At 61.6% G+C, this 18,104-nt stretch carries 19 protein-coding genes; 7 read left to right on the top strand and 12 right to left on the bottom strand.

What is annotated here, in order from left to right; all coding sequences use genetic code 11:
- The first annotated feature begins 44 nt into the window (after nucleotides 1-44).
- Together V9L13_RS11800 and V9L13_RS11795 are read left to right on the top strand one after the other, a co-directional pair.
- On the top strand, nucleotides 45-869 hold the full coding sequence (locus tag V9L13_RS11800; protein ID WP_338802591.1) for an alpha/beta fold hydrolase: 825 nt from the start codon (nucleotides 45-47) through the stop codon (nucleotides 867-869).
- Nucleotides 870-1,046: 177 nt separating this feature from the next.
- Entirely contained in the window at nucleotides 1,047-2,081 is a 1,035-nt protein-coding gene (locus V9L13_RS11795) for a ParB/Srx family N-terminal domain-containing protein (RefSeq protein ID WP_338802590.1), read from the top strand.
- Between the two features lie 30 nt (nucleotides 2,082-2,111).
- On the opposite strand, the gene dsbG is transcribed toward V9L13_RS11795, so the two are convergent.
- The 4 genes from dsbG to V9L13_RS11775 form a co-directional block, all read right to left on the bottom strand.
- Nucleotides 2,112-2,882 (bottom strand): thiol:disulfide interchange protein DsbG, encoded by a 771-nt coding sequence (gene dsbG / locus V9L13_RS11790; protein ID WP_201136961.1) that lies wholly within the window; start codon nucleotides 2,880-2,882, stop codon nucleotides 2,112-2,114.
- Complete coding sequence (locus V9L13_RS11785) at nucleotides 2,858-3,727, bottom strand: TlpA disulfide reductase family protein (protein ID WP_003226672.1); 870 nt, start codon at nucleotides 3,725-3,727, stop codon at nucleotides 2,858-2,860. The genes dsbG and V9L13_RS11785 overlap by 25 nt, the downstream gene beginning before the upstream one ends.
- Entirely contained in the window at nucleotides 3,727-5,460 is a 1,734-nt protein-coding gene (dsbD, locus tag V9L13_RS11780; protein WP_338802589.1) for a protein-disulfide reductase DsbD, read from the bottom strand. Before dsbD ends, V9L13_RS11785 begins: the two co-directional genes overlap by 1 nt.
- Before the next feature lie 411 nt (nucleotides 5,461-5,871).
- Nucleotides 5,872-6,567 carry a hypothetical protein gene (locus V9L13_RS11775; protein ID WP_338802588.1) on the bottom strand — a complete coding sequence of 232 codons (696 nt, stop codon included), beginning with the start codon at nucleotides 6,565-6,567 and terminating at the stop codon, nucleotides 5,872-5,874.
- Nucleotides 6,568-6,852: 285 nt separating this feature from the next.
- Here V9L13_RS11775 and V9L13_RS11770 point away from each other — a divergent pair, with 285 nt between their 5' ends.
- The 5 genes from V9L13_RS11770 (at nucleotide 6,853) to V9L13_RS11750 (ending at nucleotide 11,427) form a co-directional block, all read left to right on the top strand.
- Nucleotides 6,853-7,533, top strand: coding sequence for a response regulator (locus V9L13_RS11770; protein ID WP_226501875.1), 681 nt, complete (start codon nucleotides 6,853-6,855; stop codon nucleotides 7,531-7,533).
- On the top strand, nucleotides 7,533-8,855 hold the full coding sequence (locus V9L13_RS11765) for an ATP-binding protein (RefSeq protein WP_226501876.1): 1,323 nt from the start codon (nucleotides 7,533-7,535) through the stop codon (nucleotides 8,853-8,855). The genes V9L13_RS11770 and V9L13_RS11765 overlap by 1 nt, the downstream gene beginning before the upstream one ends.
- Before the next feature lie 216 nt (nucleotides 8,856-9,071).
- Entirely contained in the window at nucleotides 9,072-9,557 is a 486-nt protein-coding gene (locus V9L13_RS11760) for a GNAT family N-acetyltransferase (RefSeq protein WP_338802587.1), read from the top strand.
- A 143-nt stretch (nucleotides 9,558-9,700) separates the two neighbouring features.
- A complete protein-coding gene (locus tag V9L13_RS11755; protein WP_338802586.1) occupies nucleotides 9,701-11,119 on the top strand; it encodes an aspartate aminotransferase family protein in 1,419 nt (472 codons plus the stop codon).
- An 83-nt stretch (nucleotides 11,120-11,202) separates the two neighbouring features.
- Complete coding sequence (locus tag V9L13_RS11750) at nucleotides 11,203-11,427, top strand: MbtH family protein (RefSeq protein ID WP_003226665.1); 225 nt, start codon at nucleotides 11,203-11,205, stop codon at nucleotides 11,425-11,427.
- Nucleotides 11,428-11,613: 186 nt separating this feature from the next.
- Here the strand turns inward: V9L13_RS11750 and V9L13_RS11745 are convergent, their stop codons facing one another.
- The 8 genes from V9L13_RS11745 to V9L13_RS11710 are packed head-to-tail and all read right to left on the bottom strand — an operon-like array spanning nucleotide 11,614 to nucleotide 17,877.
- Entirely contained in the window at nucleotides 11,614-12,519 is a 906-nt protein-coding gene (locus V9L13_RS11745; RefSeq protein WP_226501879.1) for a zinc ABC transporter substrate-binding protein, read from the bottom strand.
- On the bottom strand, nucleotides 12,520-13,419 hold the full coding sequence (locus tag V9L13_RS11740; protein ID WP_003226663.1) for a metal ABC transporter permease: 900 nt from the start codon (nucleotides 13,417-13,419) through the stop codon (nucleotides 12,520-12,522). It lies immediately after the preceding gene.
- Nucleotides 13,419-14,267, bottom strand: coding sequence for a metal ABC transporter ATP-binding protein (locus V9L13_RS11735; RefSeq protein WP_338802585.1), 849 nt, complete (start codon nucleotides 14,265-14,267; stop codon nucleotides 13,419-13,421). The genes V9L13_RS11740 and V9L13_RS11735 overlap by 1 nt, the downstream gene beginning before the upstream one ends.
- The gene (locus tag V9L13_RS11730; protein WP_103483791.1) at nucleotides 14,264-15,193 is read right to left on the bottom strand and encodes a metal ABC transporter substrate-binding protein; all 930 of its coding nucleotides are present in this window, start codon (nucleotides 15,191-15,193) and stop codon (nucleotides 14,264-14,266) included. Before V9L13_RS11730 ends, V9L13_RS11735 begins: the two co-directional genes overlap by 4 nt.
- Nucleotides 15,194-15,228: 35 nt before the next feature.
- Entirely contained in the window at nucleotides 15,229-15,804 is a 576-nt protein-coding gene (locus V9L13_RS11725) for a DUF6162 family protein (RefSeq protein ID WP_262141953.1), read from the bottom strand.
- The gene (locus tag V9L13_RS11720) at nucleotides 15,801-16,142 is read right to left on the bottom strand and encodes a hypothetical protein (RefSeq protein WP_338802584.1); all 342 of its coding nucleotides are present in this window, start codon (nucleotides 16,140-16,142) and stop codon (nucleotides 15,801-15,803) included. Before V9L13_RS11720 ends, V9L13_RS11725 begins: the two co-directional genes overlap by 4 nt.
- Nucleotides 16,139-16,681, bottom strand: coding sequence for a thiamine pyrophosphate-binding protein (locus V9L13_RS11715; protein WP_103483788.1), 543 nt, complete (start codon nucleotides 16,679-16,681; stop codon nucleotides 16,139-16,141). Before V9L13_RS11715 ends, V9L13_RS11720 begins: the two co-directional genes overlap by 4 nt.
- Nucleotides 16,678-17,877 (bottom strand): PepSY domain-containing protein, encoded by a 1,200-nt coding sequence (locus V9L13_RS11710; RefSeq protein WP_338802583.1) that lies wholly within the window; start codon nucleotides 17,875-17,877, stop codon nucleotides 16,678-16,680. Before V9L13_RS11710 ends, V9L13_RS11715 begins: the two co-directional genes overlap by 4 nt.
- Between the last annotated feature and the right edge of the window lie 227 nt (nucleotides 17,878-18,104).

Here is an 18,104-nt window from a genome sequence, read left to right as displayed (position 1 = left end):
GCAGCTCAGTCTGCCGGTTCTCTTTTTTGTCGCGGGGGTGGTCGATGCCTTTCTTCACGGTTGACGGACAAGCGCTGCACTACATTGATCAAGGCACCGGGCCAGCCGTCTTGCTGGCCGGCAGTTATCTGTGGGACACGGCCATGTGGGCACCCCAGATCGCTGCGCTGTCGCCGCACTACCGGGTGATTGCCCTGGACCTGTGGGGCCACGGCGAATCCGGGCGCTTGCCGCCAGGCACCACCTCGCTGGATGACATCGCACGACAGGTCGAGGCCTTGCTCGATCACCTGCAGATCGAGCAGATAACGCTGGCGGGGCTGTCGGTCGGCGGCATGTGGGGCGTGCGGCTGGCCTTGTCGGCCCCGCAGCGGATCAACGGGCTGGTGCTGATGGACACCTACGTCGGCGTCGAGCCTGAGCCAACCCGTCAATACTATTTTTCGCTGTTCAAGCAGATCGAGGAAAGCGGCGAGATTGCGCCACAGTTGCTCGACATCGTGGTGCCGATCTTCTTCCGTCCGGGCATCGATCCGCAGTCGCCGCTGTATCAGGACTTCCGCGCCAAACTGGCGGCCTACACCACGGATCGCCTGCGCGAAAGCATCGTGCCGATGGGCCGAATCACGTTCAGCCGTGATGACCTGTTGCCGCGCCTGGGCGAGCTGAACGCCGCGACCACCCTGGTGCTGTGCGGCGACCAGGACAAACCACGACCGCCCTCAGAGGCTCAGGAAATGGCCGAACTGATCGGTTGCCCGTGGGTGCTGGTGCCGGAGGCGGGGCATATCTCCAGTCTGGAGAATCCGCAGTTTGTGAACGAGGTGTTGTTTACCTTTTTGGCTGAGCGCAACTCGCAGCGCTCATGATAAAAAGATTGCAGCCACGGTTCACTTGGCCGCTCAGGGTTTGAGATGTGCTTGGAGTTGGCCTGCACCCTGTACTCCTTGTAGGAGTGAGCCTGCTCGCGAAGTTGCCAATTCAGGCGCCAAAAGAACCTGAATCTGAAATACTTCTGCGCGCAAACACATTTAGAAGGGACTGATGTGAGCCAGTTTTATTGGCGGGATCTCGAGGATTTCAAGGGCAGTTGGATTGGACTGGGCCTTGAGGTCAATCGTCCGGGGTTCAGCAAACCGCCGCTTCATCTATCAAGCGGGAACAACAACCGATTAAAGTTGATGCTGAATGATATCCCGCTGCTCTGGGGCACTCTCGCCACTTCATATTACGGTGCGTGGCTGGTGCGCAACCCGCAGCCCTTGCTGGAGTCAGCCCCTGTCCCCGCCATCGGCTCGGCTGACGTTCAGGAGCACTTTGATCTCCCGTCCGATCAACGCCTACGAAACTGGTGTCGCTACTTCATCAACAAGTTGATGGAAACTCAGGCTGATTTTCTTTATCCCGGCCATTGGGTCGTACGCCCGATGGTGCCCACGGCTATGCGCGGTAAACAGCGTGAAGGTGTCAGCGGCTGGTTTTTCTGCACGCCGCCGCAGCAGCCAAGCCATTATCCCAGGTGGTACGTTTACGGCGATGGCATTCTCGACAACGTGCAGCCGCAAACCGTGCACTGGCTCGATTGGGATCTTGGCCATGTGATTGGTTTGCACACGGTTGATCCGCTGGCGGGCCGGCTGAAATGGTGGCGCAAAAAAGCCAGAGAAGGCAGCTTGCCTCCAATCTTGCTCTGGTATATCGGTGGATTGTGTTCTTACGTGATTATTGACGGGCATTACCGCTTGCATGCGGCGCTCGCCGAGGACGTTAAACCTACGTTTCTCGTCGTGAGTTCCATCGATGCCCGTCCGGTGAAACTGTGCGAAGAAACCCAACAACGAGTGTTGAACTCGCTGACGGTGCAAAGCGCGAAAAATCCGGATTTTGATGTGCGAACGTTGAATCAGGCACTGATCAACACGTTCGATGACCGCCCTTATCTTAGAGCCGGCACCCACACATGGGCCGGGATTGCCTCGGATCATGAGTGGAGTGCTGAGGTCACGCGATTCCTGACTGAACAGGGTGTGACCGATGATCTGGAAGACATCATCGGTCGTTGCCAACCTTGTGAGTGGTGATGGTTGAGTGCGTGCAGGAGCCAGCGCCGGTTATTTCGGCCCGAGAATCTTCGCCAGTTTCTCCGGCGAAGGTGCCCCTTGCTGCTGTTGCAGCTCACCCTTGTCATCCATGTAGAAAATCGCCGGAGTCGCCTGCAATTCCAGGTCTTCCATCAACTGCATGTTCGCCGCGAGTTTGGTCTGCACTGCCGCCGGGATGTCTTTTAATGGTTTGAGTGTGCTGGCCTTGCCAGCCTTCTCATGGTCTTCCAGGGCCTTGGCCGGATCTTTCGCGGCCAGCAGTGCAGCGGATTTGGCCGGGCTGTCTTCGCGGATGATCCCGACCATGATGTGCCGCAGTTGTACCTTGCCGGCCTTGACCCATGGCCGCGCCTGTTCCCAGAACATGTTGCAGTACGGGCAGTTCGGATCGCTGAACAGGTACACGGTGCGCGGTGCATCCTTGTTGCCGTCCTGAATCCAGTTGCTGGCTTCGAACTTGCCCCAGATTTCCTTGGCCATCGGCGCGTAGACCAGTTTCTGCAACGGCTCACTGCTCAAGTCCTTGCCGTCGGCGTCGTACAGATTGCCGAGCAAGACGTGCTGGCCGTCCGGTGTCAGGTACAGCGCCATGCCACGGTTCTGGTACTGCGCCGCATAACCGCGCAAGCCGTCCGGCGCGTCGAACTGGCCGACGATTTTCGCGCCCTTGGCTTCGATCTGCTTGATCGCGGCGGGCAATTCTTCGGCGGCCTGAACCGACGGCAGGTGCAGCAGGGCAGTGCCCAGAGTCAACGTCAGCAGGTGGCGGAGGCGGGGCATGGCAGTTTCCTTGCAGAGGTGGCCGGTGCGGCGGTTGGATTCGGGATGTCGAAGTTTTCCAGGGCGCGGGCCAGGCTGGCGTTCGACAGTTCGCCCAGGTGGCTGCTCAGCAAGCGACCGTCAGGGCTGTAGAACAGCGTAGTCGGCAGCGCCATGGAACCCACGGCTTGACCCAGTCGGCCGCTGCGGTCGAACAGTACGTTGTTCAGGCTCAGCCCCTGGGTTTCGAGGAAGGTGGCAACGCTTTGCATGCTTTCGGCCTGATTTACGAACAGAAAGGTCAGGTCCGGGCGTTGTTGTTGAGCGTTTTCCAGCACCGGCATCTCACGCCGGCAGGGCGGGCACCAGGTTGCCCAGAGGTTGATCACCAGCGGGCCGCCCTGATAGTCGCTGAGCTGGATGGTCTCACCGGCGGCGTTACGCAGGGTGATTTCCGGCAGGCGCGTGCCTTGCTCGTAGATGTTCAGCGACAGGGTCGCCAGCAGCCAGAACAGCACGCCGCTGGCCACACCAAAACCCAGTGGCCGACGCAGGCCCGGGCGGCGCCAGCCGCGATAAAGTGCAGCCAGCAGCAGTACGATCACCCCCGGCCAGGCGAGGAAACCGCCGTCGCGCAGGTCGATGATCTGCCACGGGTCGTTGCGATAGTGCCCCCAATACAGGGCGACAAACGCCACGCGCGCCGCAAGCATGCCCAACAGGAACAGGCTGAACAGCGCCGACTCGGGGTTATCGCCGCCACGCTTGGCCACCCGCCAGCCGACAAAGGTCGCCAGCGCCAAGGCACTGATCAGCAGCAGGTGGTTAAGCGCGATGGCGAAGGTGCCGAGGGTGAACGTCAGCATCAGTTGGCGTCTCGAGTGGTGGTCCAGCGTTGCAGGAATGTATCGGCATCGACTTCGCCGGTGATGCGCTGGCTACGCCGTTCTTCGCCGTCGGCGCCAATCCAGACAAAACTCGGTGGCCCCGGGACTTTGTAGCGGCCGAGCAGCTCGCGGCTGGCGGCATTGTCGGCAGTGACGTCGAGGCGCAGCAGGCGCACATCGCTCAGCGCCTGCATGACCTTGTCCTTGCCGAACACCTGTTTCTCCATGACTTTGCACGACACGCACCAATCGGCGTAGTAATCGAGCAGCACCCATTGGCCCTGAGCCTTGGCGCTATCCAGTTCGCGTTGCAGGGCTGCGGGATCCTTGATCGTGGTGAACGCCTCATGCCCGCTCGGCGTGGCGCTGGCGACCCGGCCAGCGCTGTACACCTGCAACGGCTGATACGGATCGTCACTGCCACCGGCAGCACCGATCAGCAGCAGGCTGCCCCACAGGCCGAGCAGCAACGAACTGGCGCCGAACACCTGGGCGACTCGGCCGAAGCCTTCCGATTGCTTCCAGGCACAGAACGCGGCGATCAGCAGCAGCGCGCCACACAGGCCCAGCCACAACGAGGCGTCCAGCACCGGGCGCAACATCAGCAGCGCCGTCGCGAGGAACAGGAAACCGAAGATGCCCTTGAGCAGGTTCATCCACGCGCCAGGTTTGGGCAGAAAGCGATTGCCCACGGTCACCAGCAGCAACAGCGGCACCCCGATACCGATGCCCAGTGCGAACAGAATCAAGCCACCGTGCAGCGCATTGCCACTCTGCGCGATGTACAGCAAGGCGCCGGCCAGTGGCGCGGTCATGCACGGGCCGACCAGCAGACCGGACAACGCACCGAGCACCCCGGCACCGATCAGGCTGCCACCGCTGCGACTGCGCGAGGCGTGCTCAAGGCGATCACGCAAGGCCACCGGCAACTGCAATTCAAAGAAGCCGAACATCGGCAACGCCAGCACTACGAACACCGCAGCAAACGCACCCAGCAGCCATGGATTTTGCAACCATGCCTGCAGGTTGGCGCCGAGCAGCGCGGCGATCACCCCCATCGCCGCATACACCAGTGCCATGCAGATCACATAACTGCTGGCCAGGGCGAAACCGCGGCGCGGGGTGGCACCGCTACCGACAATCATGCCCGCCAGAATCGGCAGCATCGGCAACGAACATGGGGTAAACGCGAGCAACAGGCCGAGGCCGAAGAACACCAGCAGGCTCCAGCCCAGCGCCCGTTGTTGCAGGCTGCTGGCCAAGGCCTGATCCGGCGCTTCGGCGCTGGCTGTCGGCGTCGCTTTGCCGCCCAGATCGATGACCCGGGTCTGCGGCGGATAACACAGGCCGGCATCGGCACAGCCCTGGTAACTGACCTTGATCTGACCGCTGGCCGAGGCCGGGACTTTGACTTCCAGCCCCTGGCGATACACCGGTTGTTCACCAAAGAATTCGTCGCTGTGGGACTCGCCCTCGGGCAATGCCGGCTGTTGCTCGGCCGTCAAACCGTCGAATTTCAGGCGTTTCTGGTACAGGTAATAGCCGTCGGTGATTTGCCAGAACAGCTGGGTTTCACCGGATTCAAGGCGTTCGGAAGTCAGCACGAAGGCTTTGTCGACCGGCAGAAACTCCGGTTTGGTCTCGAATGGATTGTTCCCGGCCTGGGCCAGGCCGGAAATCAGCAGTGCAAACAAAAGAAAAAAATGACGCATGGAGGAGCCTTGTCCCTGTGCAAGTGTGGGCACAATGGTGGATGGCGATTAACCGATGATTAACCGCCCCGCACGCTGCCGGATGGGCGACCCGAAGAGTTCTCGGTTTATCAGCAACCCGGGCCAGCGGATTTCGAAGATTGTATACGGGCCCCATGTTTTTTTCGCGTCTTGATCCTATCTGCGGGCCGGTTGTCATTCAGATAAACATAAAGGCAAGATTCGAATCTCGGAGTAATTCGTTGCCGCTGGCATCTTCCTGTTTGCCAATTATTCAAGGTCGCCGAACAAATCTTATTGAGGTGATGTGCGGGTTTGAATGTTCTGGCGGGTAGGGACAAGGTGCGCAGTGTCGGTGGCGATTAATCGATGATTAATCGCCAACAACAACTTACTTAAAACAAAGTGTTTTCAGCCGCGCAGCAGTCCTGGCCAGGTTTCGTCGTTAATCGGGATGGGGCCGGACTGAACCTGGTTTTCCTGAATGTTGTAGCGGAGGTATTCATCGTTGTCCAAAAACAGATACCAGTAACTGTCCGCCAGCGTACGATCGTTTTGCGCACCCGTCATGATTCGGTCTTGATACTTGGCCAGCCCAGGCCATGTTTCATCGTCAATGGTTTCTTGGACAAGTGTCTCATAACCAAAATCAAGCCTGAGTGCCTTGCCGTTGTCCATCAGGAAACGGAACAAATGTGCGCGTCCCGGTCTGGTTTGCCACCATGTTCCTGCAATGATCCGGTCGAAGTAAGGCACAAGTTTATGCCAGCGTGATGCCTGAACCGGAACCGTACTGATGCAGCATTCATCGTCCTGATCATATTTGGTGACATAGGGAGTGAGTCGATCTTCTCCATAATGAAAAAGCCACAGGAAGTCTCCGTCTACTCTGTCAGTGTCGAATCCAGTGGTCGTAAAGCCAAACCGCAACTGATAGGCGTCATGAAAGGCATCCCAATTTCCGGATACCTCCAAAGGATACTTTTCAGGTACTTTGTTATCTGCCAGGCTGAAACGTGAATATATGTTGTAGTGCGTGAAGAAGAAGTAAATCTGGTCTTTGCCCGAGCGCCAGTCAACAGCGACGGCCTTTCCTAATCGAGACATGTTTAGTCCATTGAGTGGTTGTTGAAAAAAGCGTTTTTGTTAATCGTGTACGGTCGATGTTAGTTGCATCGATTAATTTTTAATATGTCCGGTATGTTTCAATTTGAAAGTTGCTTCTGGCGGTTGTCGATCAGATTGGAAAGCAGGTAGATGACCGGACTGTTTACCTGACGTACTGCGGTGGTGGGGCGGCTACGCAGCATTTCTCTGGTTAAACGGTACACTTGGCATAACTGCGGCTTAATCTTCGGCTGCTTGAATGGCGTTTTTGCTCATGGAGCCCCCATGCACGTACTGGTTTGTGAAGACGATGAACTGATCGCCAGCGGTATCGTGGCCGGTCTCACGGCGCAGGGCCTGACGGTCGAGCACGTCAACACCGCCTCGAAAGCGCGGGCGATGCTCAAGGTTGCCGAATTTGACGTGATGGTGCTCGATCTCGGCCTGCCCGACGAAGATGGCCTCAAGTTGCTGCAACAACTGCGTCAACAGGGTCTGGAAATTCCGGTGCTGATCCTGACCGCGCGCGACTCGGTGACCGATCGGGTCGATGGCCTGCAGGCCGGGGCTGACGATTACCTGCTCAAACCGTTCGATTTGCGGGAGCTGTTCGCCCGTCTGCAAACCCTGTTGCGCCGGGTCGCCGGACGCAGCGTCAACCTGATCGAACACGGTGCGCTGACCTACGATCCGAGCAGCCGTGAAACCACGCTGGCCGGGAAACCGGTGGAATTGTCGCGTCGCGAGCAATCGCTGTTGCAGGCGCTGTTGCACAACCGTGGCCGAGTGCTGTCCACCGAGCAGTTGAAGGACAGCGTCTATGGCTTCAATGACGAGCTGGAAAGTAATGCGCTGAACGTGCACATCCATCACCTGCGCAGCAAGCTCGGCAAGGGTATTGTCGAAACCGTGCGCGGTCTGGGCTATCGCCTCGGGCCGGCCGATGATGGAGAACAACAGAAGTGATGAGTCTGCGTCTGCGCCTGAGTCTGACCCTCGGCGCCGCCTTCGCCCTGATCTGGGCGCTGGCCGCGGCCTGGATGCTCAGCGACTTGCGCAATCAGATGATGTTTTCCCTCGACCAGCGTCTGGTAGCCTCGGCGCGCATGGTCGCCGGGCTGCTCGAGCAATTGCCGCCGCTGCCGAGCAAGGGCGAGGGCACCCATTTCAGTGCCGAACAATTGAACATTCCCGGCGGCATGGCCTGTCAGGTCAGTTCGCTGCGCGGAGAGATTCTGGCCCGCAGCCACAGCAGCCCCGAGCAAACCCTGGAAGCGGAAAAAATGGGCTTCCACGACCAGATGATCGATGGCGCGCCGTGGCGCAGTTTCACCCTGGCCCGGGGCGATGTGCGGATCACCACCGCCGATCGGCAGATCGAGCGCGAAGCCCTGAACATGTCGATCCTGCTGGCGGCCTCGGTGCCGGTCGGCGTGGCATTGCTCGGGTGCCTGTGCCTGTTGTGGCTGGGCATCGGCCAGGGCCTGGCGCCGCTCAATCGACTGCGCGAAGCCTTGATGCGACGGAATGCCGACTCGCTTGAGCCGTTGCAGTTGCAGTCGTTTCCCAGCGAGCTGAAACCCTTGCTCGATACGCAGAACCAGCTGTTCCAGCGCATCGGCAAGACCATCGAGCGTGAACGCCGCCTGACCGGTGACGCCGCCCACGAACTGCGCAGCCCGCTGACGGCGATCAAGACCCACCTGCAGGTGGCGCGCATGACCGAAGGCAGCGCCCGCGATCAGTCGCTGGCGCGGGCCGAGGAGGGCGCCGACCGCATGCACCGCACGCTGGAGCAATTGCTCTTGCTGGCGCGGGTCGAGGGCAGCCTGTCGTTCGACGACGGCGTGCAGTGCAGCGCCGAGCAGGTGGCGAAACTGGCGATGCAGGATGCGGCCGGCGGTGAGCGTCAACGCATCAAGCTGCAATTGCCCAAGCAGCTCTCCAGTGCGCCAGTGCAAATGCCGGCGGTGCTGTCGATTGCCGCGCTGCGCAATCTGCTCGACAACGCCCTGCGCCATACCCCGGCGGACGCCAGCGTGGAATTGAGTCTGGAAACCGTCGGCCAGCGCGCACGCTTTGTGGTACGCGACCATGGGCCGGGTATCGCCGCCGATGATTTGCAGCACCTGACCCAACGCTTCTGGCGTAACGGCCAGAGCACCGGCTGCGGCCTCGGCCTGGCCATCGTGCAAGCCATCGTCCAGCGCTGCGCTTGCTCCCTGCATTTCGACAGCCGGCCGGATGGGCTGCGCGTCGAGCTGACCATGCCGCTGCAACCTGCCTGAACCACCAAAAATCCCCTGTGGGAGCGGGCTTGCTCGCGAAGGCGGCGTGCCAGTCAGCAACGTATCGACTGACCGGACGCCTTCGCGAGCAAGCCCGTTCCCACAATTGGGATTTGTGGTGTGGCACATCAAATGTAACGTCTCTGCATTGGTGATTCGCCGGCCTCGGCGTTAAGGTCGGGGCTGCTCTGACTCAATGGATTGAGGGAACGCGCCATGGAAGCACCCATCTGCATTTGCCCGGCCAGGCCGGCCGACGCCGGCCTTATCAGCCGCATCATCGAGCGTTCGATCCGCGTCGGTTGTGCGCTCGACCACCGCAACGACCCGCAACTGCTCAGCCGCTGGATTGACCTGCAGTCCGCCGACGTCATCAGTGCGCACCTTGCCGATCCGCATTTCTATTTGAACATCGCCTTGCTGCAGGATAAGCCGGTGGGCGTCGGCATGGCGGCGGGCAGCGGCGAAATCGGCTTTTGCCATGTGCAGCCGGAATGGTTTCGCCGTGGTGCAGGGCGCGCCCTGATGACTGATCTTGAAGGTTGGCTGCGGATTCGTGGCGTGCCACAGGTGAGCGTTTCCAGCACCCGGATCGGCGCGGCTTTTTATCGGCATCTGGGTTACCGCGAGACGGCGCCGGCCTTCACCGATCAGGGCCTGCACCGCGTTGCAATGCACAAGCCATTGGCGGTGCCCGACTGACAACTCGATCTGGGGTCTAAATCCTCGCCCCGCTTAAGCGTTTCCAGAACAGGAAAACCTGCATGTGCGCCCCGCGACCGGAACGCGCACCTGTGCGGTGTGCTGTTTTGGTCACTATCCATAGCGTATTGAGGGGTCGAGAGATGTCAGTCGCCACCAGCCTTATCGAAGAGTCGTCGGCCCGGATCACCTCCGCGCCGGCCGAAACCCTGTATCAGTTCAACGAATCGCCACTGCTGGCCCGGCAGAGTCAGCAGGAATCCAATGCCCGCAGCTATCCGCGGCGCATTCCGCTGGCGCTCAAGCGTGCCAAGGGCCTGTATGTCGAAGATGTTGAGGGCCGTACGTTCATCGATTGCCTGGCTGGTGCCGGCACCCTCGCGCTGGGGCACAACCACCCGGTGGTGATCGAGGCGATTCAGCAAGTGCTGGCCGATGAACTGCCGCTGCACACCCTCGACCTGACCACACCGGTCAAGGATCAGTTCGTCCAGGACCTGTTCGGGCTACTGCCGCCGGCATTGGCGGCCGAGGCGAAAATCCAGTTCTGCGGCCCGACCGGCACCGATGCGGTGGAAGCCGCGTTGAAACTGGTGCGCACCGCCACCGGACGCAGCACCGTGCTGTCGTTCTCCGGCGGTTATCACGGCATGAGCCAGGGTGCGCTGAGCCTGATGGGCAGCCTGGGGCCGAAGAAACCACTGGGTGCATTGCTCAGCAACGGCGTGCAGTTCATGCCCTTCCCGTATGACTACCGCTGTCCGTTCGGCCTCGGCGGCGCGGCCGGGGTGAAAGCCAACCTGAGTTATCTGGAAAACCTGCTCAACGATCCTGAAGCCGGCGTGCAGTTGCCGGCGGCGGTGATCGTCGAAGCGGTGCAGGGCGAGGGCGGGGTGATCCCGGCCGATATCGAGTGGCTGCGTGGCTTGCGCCGGATCACCGAGAAGGCTGGCGTGGCGCTGATCGTTGATGAGATCCAGAGCGGTTTCGCCCGTACCGGCAAGATGTTTGCCTTCGAACACGCTGGCATCGTCCCGGACGTGGTGGTGTTGTCCAAAGCCATCGGCGGCAGCCTGCCGCTCGCGGTGGTGGTCTACCGCGACTGGCTCGACACCTGGCAACCGGGCGCCCACGCCGGCACGTTCCGTGGCAACCAGATGGCGATGGCAGCTGGTTCGGCGGTGATGCGTTATCTGCTCGAACACAAGGTCTGCGAACACGCCGCCGCCATGGGCAAGCGTCTGAGCGAACATCTGCGGATCCTGCAACGCGACTTCCCGCAACTGGGCGACATTCGCGGTCGTGGCTTGATGCTGGGCGTTGAGCTGGTTGACCCGAACGGCGCGCCGGATGCCCTCGGTCATCCACCGGCGTTCGCGCGCCTGGCACCGCTGGTGCAGCGTGAATGCCTCAAGCGTGGGCTGATTCTGGAGCTGGGCGGCCGGCATGGTGCGGTGGTGCGCTTCCTGCCGCCGCTGGTGATCACCGCTGCCGAAATCGATCGTGTCGCCGAGATCTTCGGCCGCGCCTTGGCCGCCGCCGCCACCGCCGCCGCCGAGTAAATTTTTCGCAGCGCCGAACGTTCTATCTACATACCCGGCTGCACCCCAGGTGCAGCCTACCCTTACACCGATGGAGAACCAGCATGACGTCAGTATTCGACCGCGAGGACATCCTCTTTCAGGTCGTGGTCAACCACGAAGAGCAATACTCGATCTGGCCGGATTACAAAGCCGTGCCGGAAGGCTGGCGCACCGTGGGCAAGAGCGGCCTGAAGAAGGAATGCCTGGCCTACATTGAAGAAGTCTGGACCGACATGCGTCCGTTGAGCCTGCGTCAGAAGATGGAAGGGCAGGCGGCGGCTCAGTAAGCGCCCGGCCCAAAAGAAACCCGCTGGACTGGTGACAGGCAGCGGGTTTTTTCATTCCTGGCAATGGTGTTGTTCTGGCGGGCCTCTTCGCGAGCAAGCCCGCTCCCACAGGGGAGTTGTGTGCACCACAGGTCCAATGTGGGAGCGGGCTTGCTCGCGAAGAACGATAACGCGGTGTAGCTGAAACTACGCCCCGCTCAACCCCTTGAGCAACAAATCCACATTCCCCTCCAGCTCCGCCACCGGATCCGCCGCGTCGGTACTCAACACCAGCAGATGACTCCCCGAGGCGGCAATTGCTGCTTTCACTGCCTCCGATGGCTGGCGATGATGCAGCACCAGCGCCACGTCGTTGTCCTTCAGCGTCGCCGTGAGTTTCTTCAGATCTTCGGCTGTCCACTCGGCATCTGCTCGTGCGTCCTGACCGATCAGCTCCAGATTCAGGCTGCCGATCAGGTAACCGAAGTGATCGCTGAGGCTCATCACGCTCAGGTTGTCAGCCTCGGCCAGGCGCGCTTCGCTGTCGGCGCTGAGCTTGAGCAAGCGCTGTTTCAGTGCCGCCAGATTGGCCTCGATCTTCGGCTTGGCGGACGGCGCCAGACGCACCAGATCCGCCGCGATCACGTCGGCCATCCGCCCCATGTTGTTGCTCGCCAGCCATGGCTGACTGTTCAAACCATCGACCTTCAGCCCCGGCTGCACGGCAATCCCCGGCAGGGCGCCATCGACCGGACGTGCCGCATCGACTTCAACGATGCGAATGTTGCTGCGCCGCGCGATCGGGTACAGCGGATCATCGGCCCACAGCGAGCGCACGCCGATCACCGCGTCGGCATTGCTCGCCAGTTTGCCCAGCGCCGGAGCGCCGCGACCGGTGAAGTATGCGGTCTGACGGCTGCCCGGCAGATTCGCCGGCGCTGCGCGCTCGAGGCTGACGTCAGTGCCCTTGAGCAGCACTTCGCCCAGACCGTAAGTGATGGGCAACGAGGCCAGCACGCGCAGCGGTTCAGGGTTTTCAGCCGCCATCAGCGGGCTGCCGACCACGCCGCACAGGGCCATGGCCAAGGTCAGTTTTCGCAGTGAGAAAGTCATTTATCCAAGGTTCCCTTTCAGACTCGGGACGACCCCGCGCGCAATGGCGGCGAGGGCGAAGGCAATGCCGGCGACCAGGATGATCGCGGCGCCGGAGGGGATCGGCAGATCGAAGACGATCGGCGCGAGAATTCCGCATAGCGTGCTGACGGTGGCAATCAGCACCGAACACCAGAAGAAGCCCTTGAGCGACTGGCTCAGTAACCGCGCTGCCGCCGCCGGAATCACCAGCAACGCGCCGACCAGAATCGCGCCGATGACCTTCACCGCCGCGACGGTGATCAGCGTCACCAGAATCACGAACAGGTAATCCAGAGTCTTCACCGCCACGCCGCGCACCGCCGCCAGTTGCGGGTTGAAACTGGCGAGCATGATCCGGTTGTACAACGGCAGCGCCAGCGCCATGACCAGCGAACCGACGATGGCCAGCACCAGCAGATCGTTGCCGTTGACGGTGAGCACCGAACCGAACAGCACGTTCTCCAGAATGTGCACGTTGATCTTGCCGGCCAGAATCAACAGCAGGCTCGCGCCGAGGGCCAGCGACACCGAGAGGAACACGCCGATCAGGGTGTCCGGCGCCAGGCCGGTGCGGTTGCGCAGGTAGTTGAGCAGGATGCCGAACAGCAGGCAGTAACCGAACAGGCTGCCGTACGGCCCGGTGTAGGGTTCGCCGAGCAGAATGCCGATGGCCACACCGGTCAGCGCCGCGTGCCCGACCGCTTCGGAGAAAAACGCAAAGCGCTTGACCACCACCAGCGTACCGAGGCCACCGAGCACCGGGCCGATCAACAGGCCGGCAAGCAGCGCGTTGACTACAAATCCGTAGGCCAGCGCCTCCGGCAGGTAACCGGACGACGCCCAGCCCTGAACCATCAAACGAAAGGCTTCGTAACTCATCAGACCGCGCTCCGTGGATGGGTGGAAAACAGACTCAACAGGCGTTCCGGAGTCAGCGCCTGTTGCGGCGTAGCGTCGAACAGCACGCGGCGGTTGAGACCGGTGACCCGGTCGGCCAAACGCTTGACCGCTTCCAGATCGTGCTCGATCCACAGCACGGTGATGCCGGCCGCGCGCCAGTCGCCGAGCAGGCGTTCGAACACCTGGATCCCGGCTTCGTCGAGGGCAGACATCGGCTCATCCAGCACCAGCAATTGCGGGGCCGGGATCAAGCCTTGCGCGAGCAACACGCGCTGACGTTCACCACCGGACAACGCGCCCATGCGCCGCTTGCGTTTGTCCTGCATGCCGACCCGTTCCAGCGCCTCGCCGATGGCGTTGGCGTAGTGCTTGCTCAAGCCGAGAAACGCCGGCCGGCGCTGGCACATGGCGGCCATGAAATCGTCGACGGTCATCGGCAGGCCGCGATCGAATTCCAGCGCCTGCGGCACATAACCGATGGTGCCGGGTTGGCCGGGCCAGTGCAGGCTCAGTTGACCCTGATGCGGCATTTGCCCGAGCAGGGTCTTGATCAGCGAACTCTTGCCGCCGCCGTTGGGGCCGACCAGCGCGTGCACGTGGCCGGGTTGGACCTGGAAGGTGACGTTGTCGAGAATCGTGGTGCGCCCGAGGGTCAGAGAGACTTCCGCAAAATCCAGAGTCGGCCCATTTACCCCTTGTGGGAGCGGGCTTGCTCGCGAATGCGGTGTGTCATTCGACAAAGATGTTGGCTGACCCGGCGCCTTCGCGAGCAAGCCCGCTCCCACAGGGGATTGATGGGTGTCAGAGAGGGTTTCTTTTACCGTCATGCCCCGGACTCCTGAATCGCCCGCACCACGGTGTCGAGGTTGCCGGTCATTTCCTTTTCGTACTTGTCGGCGGTGTATTCGCCGTAGGAAATGTGCGACAGCGGATACAGCTTCACCCCCGACTCACGCTGGATGGTTTCGACGTAGGTGGAGGGGAAATCCATCTCGGAGAAGATCACCTTGACGTCGAGTTCGCGCAGTTGGTCGATGGTCTTTTTCAACTGGCTCGGGCTGGGTTCGATGCCGTGGGCCGGCTCGACCACGGCCGTCACTTCCAGGCCGAACTCGCGCAGCAGATAGTCGTAGGCCGCATGCACCGTGGCCACACGCAGTTCGGCGTTGGGCGCCTGGGTCAGTTTGGCCAGCGCATCGGCGCGCATCTGCCGCAGGCGTTTGCCGTAGGCGCGGGCGTTCTGGGTGTAGGTCTTGGCGTTGTCCGGATCGAGTTTGCCCAGCTCGCGGGCGATGTTGTTGACCTGGGCAATCGAGGCGCTGATCGACAGGAACGTGTGCGGGTTGACCACTTTGCCGGCGCCGCGCGCAGCGGTACCGGTGGCGGCCAGCAGCGGCACGTTTTCGTTGGCTTCGATGGTCTTGATGTTCGGCGTTTCGCTGGCGGCGATCATGCGGTCGGCGAAGTCGTCATGGCCGACACCGTTGAGCACGATCACATCCAGGCCGCTGATGCGCTTGATGTCTTCGGCGCGCGGCTCATAGGCGTGCGGGTTGAAACCGGCGGGAATTAGCGGCACCACATCGGCCTTGTCGCCGACGATGTTCGCCACATAGCTGTAATACGGATGCAGGGTGATGCCGATGCGCAGGCGTTTGCCTGGTTCGGCGCTGGCCAGCGGGCTCAGCAGGCACGCGCACAGGCCTATCAGCAGAGTGCGCAGGAGGGGACGGCGAGTCAGTGAAATAAGCATGGGCAAGCGGTCTTCTCTCGGGTGAAGGCGAAGGTTCAGTGGCGATGTTCGCGGGTCACGCCGGCATCGAACTGCGCGACGATCTGTTTCCAGCCGGCGGCGGACAGCGCTGCGTCGGTCAGCTCGGCAGGCGTTTGCAGATCGGCGTCGCGGTTAAGCCAGATGTCCGGCGCGGCACTGGCGTCGGCGCTCAGCAACATCACGAACGAACCGGCGACGGCGGGCGACTGGCTGTGGCCGAAATAGGCGCGGTCCGCCAGTAATTGCCAGGCATGGCCGCCACGGCTGACCGAGCTGGCGTCCTGAGCGAACGGGGCGAAACCTTCCTCGGCCAGATTTTGCGGGGTCGGCAGGCTTTGCTGCTCTTCACGCAGCAGGCGGATCTCGTCGAGGGTCACCCGCAGGTCGGCATAGATGCCTTGCTCGGCGGCACTCAGGTCGCGCCGTGCATCGAGTTGATGGCTGGAAACCGGCTCCGGCTCATGGGACACCCCGCGCCATGCCACCACTGATCCGGCGACGGCAAGGATCAGCAAACACAACAGCAGAACATTAAGGGTTTCATGCCCGGCGCCGGCCGGACGTACGACTTGGGTGGTGGGCGTGCTCATGGGGCCTCGATGTCGGCTTGGTCGATTTCCACGACGTGGCCGGGGCCGGCGTCGAACAGCACATAGAACTCGGCCGCGGGTTTCTTGAACGTCAGGCTCGAATCAGCGCCGAGCTTGCCCGGCACCAGAATGGTTTCGTCGTAACCGATCACATCCAGGGTCACCCCCGGCGCGCCACTGCCGTCGGAGAAGCCGCCGGTGCACTTGATCTGCTCGGCATCGACAGCCTTGCATTCGCACATCGGGTTGTGGGCCAGGGCGCCGGCGCTGAAGCCGCTGCACAGCAGCAGCAATGCGGCGCGCAACCGCAGGCGGGAAGGGTGTTGAGCGCGGTTCATGGTTTGGCTCCTTGTTGGTTCAGCCAGGCGAGGGTCGCGGGGGAGGCCTGGCTCAGGGGAATCGAGGCCTGATGCATGCTGCCGTCCCAGCCTTCCATGGTGATCCACAGTTCGGCGTCGGGACGGGTCTTTTCCGGAATCGGCATTTGTGTGCCCATGCGGTACGGCGTACCGAAGAAGATAGTGCCAGCGGCGCGCAGGCTGCGCGGCTTGCCGATGCGCAGGTAGGTAGCCTTGACCTGTTCGATACAGGCATCGCACAGGGCGGCGCTGAAATCCTTCATATAGCCGGCCGGTCCGGTGAGAGTCGGTGCTTCGTTGCGCAATTCGGCCAGTCGCAGGCTCCACGGGCCGACCTGGATGTTGCCAATCTCCCGTTGACCCAAACCGCTGTCGCCGCGAAACAGCGAAGCGTCGGCGAAGTACTTGGGCATGAAGCCCAGCGGGATCAGCAGGAGCAGGACATTGAGGTGAAAGCGCCATTTGTGCCAGAAACGGGCCAGTCGGGAGGGCGGTGTGATCGTGCCGGACTTGCTCACAGGCTCACCTCCGAAGGCACACGGGTACGGGCCGGTTGTGCCTGGATGCGGTTTTTCTTTTCCTCGCGCTTCAGCGCATTGGCGGTGGCCAGCGCCGTGCGCTTGGTCCAGATCAGCAAGCCGCTGAGTACCATCATGCTCAGCAGCAGGCCGAAGAAGAACCAGATCAACTTGATCCAGATACCGCCGAAATCACCCGTGTGCAGCGGGCGCATCGACTCGGTGACAAACTCCAGCGAGGAGCGATCGGACAGCAGGCGGGACGCGGCCATGTCGCCGTTGTACGGATTGAGCGTTGCGGTCTGGAACATCAGCGGATACCAGCCGCGACCGCCGACGCTCATGTGACTGTAGGCGTTACCTGGAAGGCTGACGAAACTGGCCTCCAGCCCTGGAATCTTCTGCTGGGCGATCTCGACGGCGCGGTCCAGGCTGATACGCGGCGGCGGTGTGCCGGCGGCCGATATCGGCACGCTCTCCCGGGACATGGCGGGAATGATCGGCTCGCTGGAAATGGAGATCTGGTTATCGAAGAGGATCGCGCGGATCAGAAACCAGATGCCGGTGATGGAGATCACCGCGATGAACCAGATCGACCAGATGCCGCACAGTCGGTGGAAGTCGCCCCAGAAGATCCGCGCGCCGTGGCGTATGCGCAGGGTCGGGCGCAGAAAACCTTTCCAGAATTTTTTGTAGACCACCAACCCGGTGATCAACGACACCAGCATCGGCACGCCAAGAAACGACACCAGATACCAGCCCCAACTGAAACCGTTGGTGAACGGCACCAGCCACCAGCCGTGCAGGGCGCGGGTGAACGCCTTGAAGTCGAAGCTGGGGGCGGTGCCCTGAATGACTCCGGTGTACGGATTGACATAGACCGTCAGTGAGCGACCGTCCGGGTAGCTGACTTCAACGTCCAGGGCAAAGTGCGACTCATCGGGACGGCTGATGCTTTGTACCAGGGTCTGCGGCTCGGCTTGTTTGATCGCCGCCAGTACCTGATCGTAACTGAGCAGCGGCGCGTCGTCCGACGGCGGGCTGGCGCGCATCTGCGGGTTGGCCAGCCAGACGATTTCCTGGCTGACCACCGCCAGCGTGCCAGTGACACAGACGATCAGGACAAAAAACCAGATCGGCAACGCGAGCCAGCTATGCACCAGGAACCACAGTTTCGAGCGGGATTTCTTTGACATGATTGCGCGTCTTGATTCGGTGAGAGGAGCCTCTGCTACGGGCTTCGCAGCATGGTTATCCGTAAAAGGCGCGGTCGTGGCTGTTGCCTACGCGAACGGCCTGCATCTCTATAGGACGGATGAGCCGGACAAATCCCGAAAGACGATATGAAAGTAAATGTTTCGCAATTCCTCCCAGACGCCACCACCCCCCTGTGGGAGCGGGCTTGCTCGCGAATGCGGTGGTT

Origin of the sequence: Pseudomonas sp. RSB 5.4, from assembly GCF_037126175.1 — a bacterium.
GTDB lineage: Bacteria > Pseudomonadota > Gammaproteobacteria > Pseudomonadales > Pseudomonadaceae > Aquipseudomonas > Aquipseudomonas fluorescens_H.
This window is presented reverse-complemented; position numbering and strand designations above follow the sequence as displayed.